Here is an 8,529-nt window from a genome sequence, read left to right as displayed (position 1 = left end):
AAAAGGGGCAATCAGAAGTAAAAACTAGAGTCCGAAAACCTAGCAAAACAAAACGCCAACAAAAAATGTTGACTAAAATGTCCGACACCCTCACACGGGGGTGCAAAAGCATCGGAACCAAATAAAATTTGGCACTGACATTCATCGACACACTATTGAGTTCTCAAAGAACACACGCACACGCTTCCGACCTGAATATTCTTCGGATCTTCTTGCGAGGCAGATTTTCCAGCTTAGCCAAGACATCAGGCAGAGTCAAGTTGCCTGAGATCTTCGTTCTTGCCTTTGGCCAGGCGCTCCTCGTACTACCTCGTTTCCCGGTCCTGCTGCTCGGCGTTTCCGCTTCGCTCTCGGCTCCGGGTCGGTGTCCGTGTCGCTCTGACTTGGATAAAGTTACGCGGCGGAAAACGCTGCGTCAAATCGCCTGAACGAGAGGGTGTTTCCGCAGGTCAGCGGCCATGCCTGGACTCGAAAGCCGGCTTGAATCACACGAATGTGATTCAAGCCACCCGAACTTTATCCCGACGCACGCATCACGCCCGCGAGGTTCTTCTTGCCGCGCCGCAGCACCAGCCACCGTCCGTGCAGGTAGTCGCCCTCGGACGGGGTCCATTCGACATCGGAGATCCTGGTGTTGTTCACCGAAGCGCCGCCCTCGTTCACCGCACGTCGCGCCGCACCACGGCTTTCGGACAACCCGCTCGCGACCAGCAGATCCACGATGGTGCTCGGCTGACCCGGACCGATGGTGGCCACTGTCGCGTCGACCGCGGTCTCCCGCAGCGCGGCGCCGAGTGTCGATTCGTCCAACGCCGCGAGCTCGCCTCGGCCGAACAACGCCTGACTGGCCAGCTGCACCGCCTCGGTATTCGCCGCACCGTGCACCAAGGTCGTCATCTCGGCGGCCAGCCTGCGTTGCGCCGTTCGCGCGTGCGGGCGTTCGAGGGTTTCGCGCTCGAGTTCGTCCAGCTCGTCCTTGGACAGGAAGGTGAACCAGCGCAGGTAGCGCACCACGTCGGCATCGGCGGTGTTCACGAAGTACTGGTACCAGGCGTAGGGGCTGGTCAGCTCCGGATCGAGCCAGAGACTTCCACCACCGGTCGACTTGCCGAATTTCTTGCCGTCCGCCGAGGTCACCAGCGGCACGGTGAGCGCATGCACCGCGGCACCGTCGACGCGGCGGTTCAGTTCCACGCCCGCGATGATGTTGCCCCACTGGTCGGACCCGCCGACCTGCAGTGTGCAGCCGTGGTTTCGACGCAGCTGTAGGTAGTCGTTGGCTTGCAACAGCATGTAGCTGAACTCGGTGTAGGACATGCCGTCGGTGTCGAGTCGCCGCTTCACGGTCTCGCGCGCGAGCATCACGTTGATCGAGAAGTGTTTGCCGACGTCGCGCAGAAAGTCGACGGTCGACAGCTGGGAAGTCCAGTCCATGTTGTCGACGATCATCGCCCCGGTCGGCGAATCGTCCAGGTCGACGAAGCGTTCCAGCTGCGACCGGATGCGTTGCGCCCACTCCGCCACCGTGTCGGCGGAGTTCATGCTGCGCTCACCGACGTCGCGCGGGTCACCGATCATGCCGGTCGCGCCACCCGCGAGCACGATCGGACGATGACCCGCCTGTTGGAGACGTTTCAGCGCGAGTAGCGGAACCAGGTGTCCGGCATGCAGGCTCGACGCGGTGGGGTCGAAACCGGCATAGACCGTCAATGTGCCTTCGGCCAGCGCCGCGCGCATGGCCGCCAGGTCGGTGGACTGCGCGATCAAGCCGCGCCAGGTCAGTTCCTCGATGATGTCGATGTCGCCACTCACGGTGTTCCATCATTCCGCACGGTTTCGTCTGCGGTGTGCGCGGCCGGGCCTCGCGCGTCGGCGGTCCCGCTCGGGTTGGTGTCCAGGCCGCGACGCACCGACGACGCGATCGACGAGCGCAGCCCCGTCGATCGCGTCGATCGTCGAATAGTTCAGCGCCGCACAAGGTTTCCTAGGCCGCTGATCGTGTCGCGGCGCTCGTAGGCGATCCACGCGAACAGCACCGCGAGTATCAGCGGGAACGGCGCGAGCCCTGGCGCGTCCAGCAGGAATGCCTGCGTAGCGGCGGCGAGCACAGTGGTGATCGACAGACCCGCGGCGGCGAGTCCACTCAGGCGCGGCACCAGCAAGCCGATGCCACCGGCCAGTTCGACGATTCCGGTGACATACCGGAACCACTGACCGAAGCCGATGTCGTCGAAGCTGTCCACCGCCGACTGCACGCCGAAGAGTTTCGGCAGGGCGGAGACGAAGATGAAGAACAGTCCGAACACGATCTGGAGTACCCAGAGCACGCGGTTCCTCGTCTTGCTCGGCGAAGCCGCGGCGGGGGTGGCAGGGGTTGCGGTCATGATGTCGTCCTTCTGTCGGTCGCGCCGGAGGTCGGATAGCGCGTTATCAGATAGGACGGCGCCGAGCGCGAAAATTCATCGCGCCGACTCACCGCGATCGGCGGACCGGCGCGGGCAGCGGTGCGCGGGGGCTACGCCGATACGCGGAGACGGCAGCGGACGCGGGCAGCCAGAATCGCCACGCCACCTCCGCCGCGACGCTGACGCCGACACGTGGCCCGCTGGCGATTTCGCGCTTCGGCGGTGGTGCGTGCAGCTCGAGCCGGATCGGCGACGAGGGGTCGAAGAGATCAGTTCCGTAGTCGCCCAACGTGATTCCGGTCGCGCTGCCAAGATTGCCTGGACCGCGCGCGAGACCGGCGTCGGATTTGGCGGCGCGTCGGCGTTCGCGTGCCACCTCGATCCCGGCGATCACCTCGCCGGAGCGCAGTAGCGTCGCACTAGCGTTCCCGTCTACGCCCGTCGTCACGTTGAGGCAGGTGTGCATGCCGTAACTGAGATACACATACAGCGTCCCCGCCGGACCGAACATCACCGCGTTTCGCTTGGTCGGCCCGCGTCCCGAATGCGAAGCGGGGTCGGGCCACGGGCCGTCCGGCTCGCCGCCGTATGCCTCGACCTCCACGATGCGTACGCCCACCGCCCCCGACCACAGGGTGGCGCCGAGCAGACGGCGGGCGGCCGCTGGCGGTGCTACGGCGAGCTGATCGACACACACCTTCGCCATTGTGCTCGACCGGCTCGCCGTCCCGGCGTTCCGGTTGACCAGCACCCGCTGACGCGGCCATCGCATGAGCCGCCGGTTCCTGCCGGGACCGAGGCAGACCACCGGGTATTGCGCCGACCGACGACTTCCCTTGCCAGTTCTACCGCCGCGCAGTAAATTCATCACACAATGAATTCAACACTTGGTGAATTGAGGAACCCATGTCCGATACCAGCTCAGCAGTAGAAATCCAGGCCCTGACCGTCCGACGCGGTGCGCGCGAGGTGCTGCACGACCTCGCGCTGACAATCCCGCGCGGCTCGATCACGGGGCTACTCGGTCCGTCGGGGTGCGGAAAGACGACGCTGATCCGCAGCATCGTCGGCACGCAGCAGCTCGAGTCCGGTGACATCACCGTGCTCGGACTACCGGCGGGCGCCAAGCAGCTGCGCCACCAGGTCGGATACGTGACGCAGGCGCCGAGCATCTACACCGACATCAGCGTGCGCGAGAACGTCGGCTATTACGCCGCGCTCTATCGGCGTAGCAACGCCAGCGTCGACCGCGCGATAGAAGCAGTCGGCTTGGGGCAGCACGCGCGACAACGCGGCGACGAGCTCTCCGGCGGGCAGCAGACGCGCGTATCCCTGGCTTGCGCGTTGGTCGCCGAGCCGGATCTGCTGGTGCTCGACGAGCCGACCGTGGGACTGGACCCGGTGCTGCGCGTCGAACTGTGGCGGCAGTTCCACGAATTGGCCGCCGCGGGAACGACACTCGTCGTCTCGAGTCACGTCATGGACGAAGCCGAACACTGCGACCAGCTGCTTTTGCTGCGCGAGGGCTACCTGCTGGCTCAGCTCACACCCGACCAACTGCGCGAACGCACCGGCGAAAGCAACCTCGAGAACGCCTTTCTCGCACTGATCACAAGGGAGCAAGCAGCATGACCACCCACCCCGCCTCGGCCCCCGCCGCCCGATTGCGCCCCTACTTCGCGACCACCGGACGCATTCTGCGCCAACTCCGCAACGACCCGAGGACCATCGCGATGATCCTGGTCGTGCCCGCGGTCCTGATGGTGTTGCTGTATTTCATCTACGCCGACACTCCCACTCCCCCGTCGCAACCGTTCACCCTCTTCGATCGGGTGGGCATGAGCATGCTCGGTATCCTGCCGTTCGTCGTGATGTTCCTGATCACCGCCATCGCCATGCAACGTGAACGCAGCTCGGGCACCCTGGAGCGGCTGCTCACCACCCCGATCGCGAAGCTCGACCTACTCGCCGGATACGGCAGCGCGTTCTCGCTGGCCGCCGCCGCACAGGCCGGGGTGGCGTGCCTGATCGCATTCGGATTGCTCGACCTCGATTCGGCGGGCAATCCCGGCTGGGTGGTACTCATCGCGGTCGTCGACGCGGTTTGCGGCGTCGCGCTCGGCCTGTTGGCGAGTGCCTTCGCGCGCACCGAATTCCAAGCCGTGCAATTCATGCCGGTGATCGTCGCCCCGCAGCTGTTCCTGTGCGGGTTGCTCGTTCCCCGCGGCGAACTACCAGGATGGTTGGAGGCGATCAGCAATGTGCTGCCGCTCAGCTACGCCGTCGACGCACTGAATCAGGTCGCCACCCACCCGACGGCCACCGGGGCGATGTGGCGCGATCTGGCGGTCGTCGCCGGATTCGCGGTTGTCGCACTGTGTCTGGCCGCGGCGACGCTACGCAGGAGGACCGCTTGACCCCGAAGAAAGGCAACGCCGAGCAACCCCGCGCACGGACCGGGCGCAGACCCGGCCAATCGGGAGCACGCGAGAAAATCCTGCGGGCGGCGCGAATCCGCTTCTCCGAGCAGGGATTCGACAAGACATCGATCCGTGCCGTGGCCACCGATGCCGGGGTAGATCCTGCGCTGGTGCACCACTACTTCGGCACCAAGCAGCAGCTGTTCGCCGCGGTGGTGGAGTTTCCTGTCGACCCGGAGACCACGCTGCGCGCGATCGACGCGGTGCCGGTGCCGCAGCTCGGCGAGACCCTGGTGCGCGCACTGCTGCTCGTCTGGGACTCCCCCGCGGGCGCGGGCATCGTGGCCATGGCGCGTCGCATTATCGGCGGCGGAGAAATCGCTCTCGCCAGGGCTTTTCTGCTGGAAATCGTCATGGAGCGGGTGCGCGTACGGATCGCGACGCCGGAGGACGACGGGCGGCTGCGCGTCGGACTCGTCGCCGCGCAGATGTCGGGCCTGCTGCTCACCAGGAAGGTGATCCAGTTGGATCCGATCGAGCACGCCGACGCCGACACGCTCGTCGCCACCATCGGCCCGACCGTGCAGCGTTATCTCACCGGTGAGATCGGCTCTCCCGCAGCGGCTTCCCCGTGATCAGTCGTCGGGGTTCGCCGAGGTGAACGCGGCGTGCTCGGCGTCGCTCACCGCGCGCGCCTCGTCGGTGAGCAGGACCGGGATACCGTCATCGATCGGGTAGGCCACGCGCAACCTGGCGTTGTAGAGCGCAGCACCGTCGGCGGTGTGAACCAGCAGCAGCGGGCCTTTGTCCTGCGGGCAGGCCAGCAAACTCAACAGGGTGGGGTCCAGGGTGGTTTCGTCCGACATGGTCGAGAACCTACCCGAGCGGCTCCACCGGTTCCGAGGGCACGGTAGGTTGGCGCTCGGCGGGGCGTCGGCGGAACGAAATGTGTCGATGACCGAAGAAACTCACGATCGCGACCAACCCCATCACCACAACCACCGACGGTCGCTCCGGGAGATGCCATACCGAGACCGCCAGCTCCAGCAGCAGCATATTCAGCAGCATGCCACCGGAATTCACCGCGAGGAACCGGAGGAAATCGCGTATCACGTGGCCGTGCACCCGAAACACCAGCGAACGGTGCAGCGCGAAGGCGACGACGGCGCTCACCGCGTACGCGGCGGCGACCGATACCGACGGCGGCACACCATCGCCGAAGACGGCCAGCCACACCACGGTCATCACCATGCCGAGCGCGGTATTGAACCCGCCGACCAAGGCGAAGGCGACCTCCTGCCGACGCGCGAGCCGCACTAGCGGGCCCGGCTTCGGCTGATCTTCCTCGGCGTGTGTGGAGTCGCCCCGCGTGGTCACGGCCGCACGCCTGCCAGATCGGGATCGGCCGCGGCGGCGGTATCGGTGGGTGTCGGGGTGGTCGGGGTGTCCTCGTCCGCGCCGTCGTCGTCGGTGTCACTGTCGCGTCGCTTGCTTCGGACGAAGACCCACTGCAACACCGCGACCCCGAGCAGGCCGATCAGCGCGGTAAGTGCGCCGATCTTCCAGCCGGGCGGACGCCATGTCACCTGGAGATCACCGTTGTTGGTGCCCGCCGGAATATCCACCGCCACAAAGGTTTTGTCGACCAGATGCCACGGCAGCTCACGACCGTCGAGACGCACCCGGTAGCCGGGCCAGCCGAGGCGGGCGAACACGATCTGACCGCCGTCGGGCGAACTCACCCGTACTCGACTCGTCATCCCCGACTCCGAGGTCGAGACCGCACTGACCCCTGCGGTATCGGCGACCAAACCATTGCTGGTCGAGATCGGACCGCCCGCACGCTCCAGGACCGAGATGACGTTCTCGTGCCCCGGATATTCGACCCACTCCCACCCCGGTGGCGCCGGTTGGTTGCGCGCGTCCGGATACAGCGCGCGCTGGAGCACCACCCTGTCGATCTTCATCAGGTCGACAACCGTGCGTCCGGTCGATGGCTCGACCGCGAACGCGCGCCGATAGGCATCCGGACAGACGCTGACATCCCAACGCATGCACAGCATTTCACCGAACCAGAAATGACCGTTGGGGGTGTAGCCAGCTACGTAGTCCTGGTCGAGGTTCTTGGCGTAGTTGCCGAACACCAGCGAGCCATAGGCACCCTGGAGAGTTTTCTCGCCCGGCTGAATCAGCGCGCGATCACCGAGTTGCAGAGTGGTTCCGGTGAATTTCGGGAACGCGGCGATCATGTCCGAGCGCTTTTCCGGCAGGTTCCAGCTCATCGGCGTCGGCTGTGCGGCGGCGACCTGGACGAACGCGATCGGGAACACCGCGACGATGGCCAACCCGCACGCGGCGGCCGCCCCTCGGTTGCGGCCCAGCCACACCGTCGCCGCACCGAGTGCCGCGACCGCCACCACCGCGAGCAGGTGGGACACGATCTCACGGGGCGCCGCCGAGAACGATCGCGCCAGCAGCAGCGCCAACAACACACCCGCCGCGATGCCGCGGCGTCGCCACCCCTGGAACGTGACGTAACGACCGAGCAGCACACACACCAGCAGCAAAAGGCCGAGCGCCACCATGGGCAGCACGCGCATCGGCCAGCGCAACGGTCCGATGGTGCCGGGACCGGCGGTCCACATCAGCATCATGATCGCGAAGAGGCCGACCGCGCTCAATTCTCGTGCCGCCCCGGTGGCCTTGCGCCAATCGATGAACGCCAGCGCGGGAATCAGGAACCACGCGATGTAGACCAGCGGAAGGGGTTGGACATAGCCCCACCATGACGTGAACGCGGGCAGCGTGCTGGGCAGGCTGGCGTTGAGCGATTCCGACCACGGGACGGTGAGGAACTGGTCGTTGTTGATCTGCGAATTGCCGCGCCAGGTCACCGTGGCCGACAACGCGCTCGGCAGGTAGGTCAGCAGCCCGGCCAGTGCCGCGCAGGCCGAGACGATCAGCAACCGCAGCGACGGCTGCCACGCGCGCTGGTAGATCACCTCACCAACGGCGACCGCGGCGATCATCAGCCCGGCTTCCACCGCGGGAAAAATGTATTGCACCGAGATGGCGAGGTAGAGATAGATGAAGACCGGGATCGGTCCGCCGCGTCCACGGGCGTAGCGCACCGACGACGCCCACGCGTGCACCATCCACGCGGTCCCCGACAATGCGGTGAACCAGCTCGCCTCGTCGAAGAAGAGCAGGAAGCCGGAGAACGGAATGCTCACTCCCGCAAGCGCCGCCCATGGAGCCTTCGCGCCGTATTCCAGGCAGATCCGGTAGACACCGAGCGCGAGAATGATGGCGAAGATCAGCTTGACGACGGTCGCGTAGATCGCGAGATTGTCGACCGAGGGCGCGATCAGATCGATCAGCAGTTGCGGCGGGTTGAGCAGACCCGCCTCTTCGATCGAGTAATTGCCCGCCATCCAATGCTGCGGCACTAAGGCGGGGAACTCGCCGTCGCGCATGCGTCTGCCGAGCATGACCCATAGTGGCGCGTACTGGGATTCGGTGTCGTCGGTGTAGAAATGACGGATATTCGCGAACAAGACCGCGACATATCCGGCAATTACACCGATCGCGGTGATAGTGCCCCACAGGTACACGTCGCGGCGAGCGACTGCGCTACTTTCCACCACGAGTTCCAGACCCTACAGTGCGACCGTAAATTGCGGTCCCGCCGCAGGTCCCGGCTC

General features: G+C 65.6%; 9 protein-coding genes. 3 read left to right on the top strand and 6 right to left on the bottom strand.

Features of this window, described 5'->3' with window-relative positions; genetic code table 11:
- Window positions 1-516: 516 nt before the first annotated feature.
- The 3 genes from tyrS to ABEA50_RS20285 all read right to left on the bottom strand — a co-directional run bounded on the left by tyrS (window position 517) and on the right by ABEA50_RS20285 (window position 3,102).
- A complete protein-coding gene (gene tyrS, locus ABEA50_RS20295; protein WP_345497132.1) occupies window positions 517-1,812 on the bottom strand; it encodes a tyrosine--tRNA ligase in 1,296 nt (431 codons plus the stop codon).
- A 152-nt stretch (window positions 1,813-1,964) separates the two neighbouring features.
- A complete protein-coding gene (locus tag ABEA50_RS20290) occupies window positions 1,965-2,384 on the bottom strand; it encodes a DoxX family protein (protein WP_345497131.1) in 420 nt (139 codons plus the stop codon).
- Between the two features lie 88 nt (window positions 2,385-2,472).
- Complete coding sequence (locus tag ABEA50_RS20285) at window positions 2,473-3,102, bottom strand: DNA-3-methyladenine glycosylase (RefSeq protein ID WP_425577678.1); 630 nt, start codon at window positions 3,100-3,102, stop codon at window positions 2,473-2,475.
- A 209-nt stretch (window positions 3,103-3,311) separates the two neighbouring features.
- Here ABEA50_RS20285 and ABEA50_RS20280 point away from each other — a divergent pair, with 209 nt between their 5' ends.
- The 3 genes from ABEA50_RS20280 to ABEA50_RS20270 are packed head-to-tail and all read left to right on the top strand — an operon-like array spanning window position 3,312 to window position 5,460.
- On the top strand, window positions 3,312-4,037 hold the full coding sequence (locus ABEA50_RS20280; protein ID WP_345497130.1) for an ABC transporter ATP-binding protein: 726 nt from the start codon (window positions 3,312-3,314) through the stop codon (window positions 4,035-4,037).
- Window positions 4,034-4,822: an ABC transporter permease gene (locus ABEA50_RS20275; RefSeq protein WP_345497129.1), complete on the top strand. Its 789-nt coding sequence runs from the start codon at window positions 4,034-4,036 to the stop codon at window positions 4,820-4,822. Before ABEA50_RS20280 ends, ABEA50_RS20275 begins: the two co-directional genes overlap by 4 nt.
- The gene (locus ABEA50_RS20270; RefSeq protein WP_345497128.1) at window positions 4,819-5,460 is read left to right on the top strand and encodes a TetR/AcrR family transcriptional regulator; all 642 of its coding nucleotides are present in this window, start codon (window positions 4,819-4,821) and stop codon (window positions 5,458-5,460) included. Before ABEA50_RS20275 ends, ABEA50_RS20270 begins: the two co-directional genes overlap by 4 nt.
- Here the strand turns inward: ABEA50_RS20270 and ABEA50_RS20265 are convergent, their stop codons facing one another.
- From ABEA50_RS20265 to ABEA50_RS20255, 3 genes are read right to left on the bottom strand one after another with little or no spacing between them, the layout of a single operon-like run.
- Window positions 5,461-5,691, bottom strand: a complete 231-nt coding sequence (locus ABEA50_RS20265) for a Trm112 family protein (protein WP_345497127.1) — start codon at window positions 5,689-5,691, stop codon at window positions 5,461-5,463.
- Between the two features lie 10 nt (window positions 5,692-5,701).
- The gene (locus ABEA50_RS20260; protein ID WP_345497126.1) at window positions 5,702-6,202 is read right to left on the bottom strand and encodes a GtrA family protein; all 501 of its coding nucleotides are present in this window, start codon (window positions 6,200-6,202) and stop codon (window positions 5,702-5,704) included.
- The gene (locus ABEA50_RS20255) at window positions 6,199-8,439 is read right to left on the bottom strand and encodes a hypothetical protein (RefSeq protein WP_425577677.1); all 2,241 of its coding nucleotides are present in this window, start codon (window positions 8,437-8,439) and stop codon (window positions 6,199-6,201) included. Before ABEA50_RS20255 ends, ABEA50_RS20260 begins: the two co-directional genes overlap by 4 nt.
- Window positions 8,440-8,529 lie beyond the last annotated feature (90 nt).

The organism is Nocardia callitridis (genome assembly GCF_039543305.1).
GTDB classification, from domain to species: domain Bacteria; phylum Actinomycetota; class Actinomycetes; order Mycobacteriales; family Mycobacteriaceae; genus Nocardia; species Nocardia callitridis.
This window is presented reverse-complemented; position numbering and strand designations above follow the sequence as displayed.

What these genes read in the sequence shown, in the direction of transcription:
- ABEA50_RS20290 (WP_345497131.1), bottom strand. Translation starts at nt 2,384, where the DNA reads ATGACCGCAACCCCTGCCACCCCCGCCGCGGCTTCGCCGAGCAAGACG.
- ABEA50_RS20280 (WP_345497130.1), top strand. Translation starts at nt 3,312, where the DNA reads ATGTCCGATACCAGCTCAGCAGTAGAAATCCAGGCCCTGACCGTCCGA.
- ABEA50_RS20275 (WP_345497129.1), top strand. Translation starts at nt 4,034, where the DNA reads ATGACCACCCACCCCGCCTCGGCCCCCGCCGCCCGATTGCGCCCCTAC.
- ABEA50_RS20265 (WP_345497127.1), bottom strand. Translation starts at nt 5,691, where the DNA reads ATGTCGGACGAAACCACCCTGGACCCCACCCTGTTGAGTTTGCTGGCC.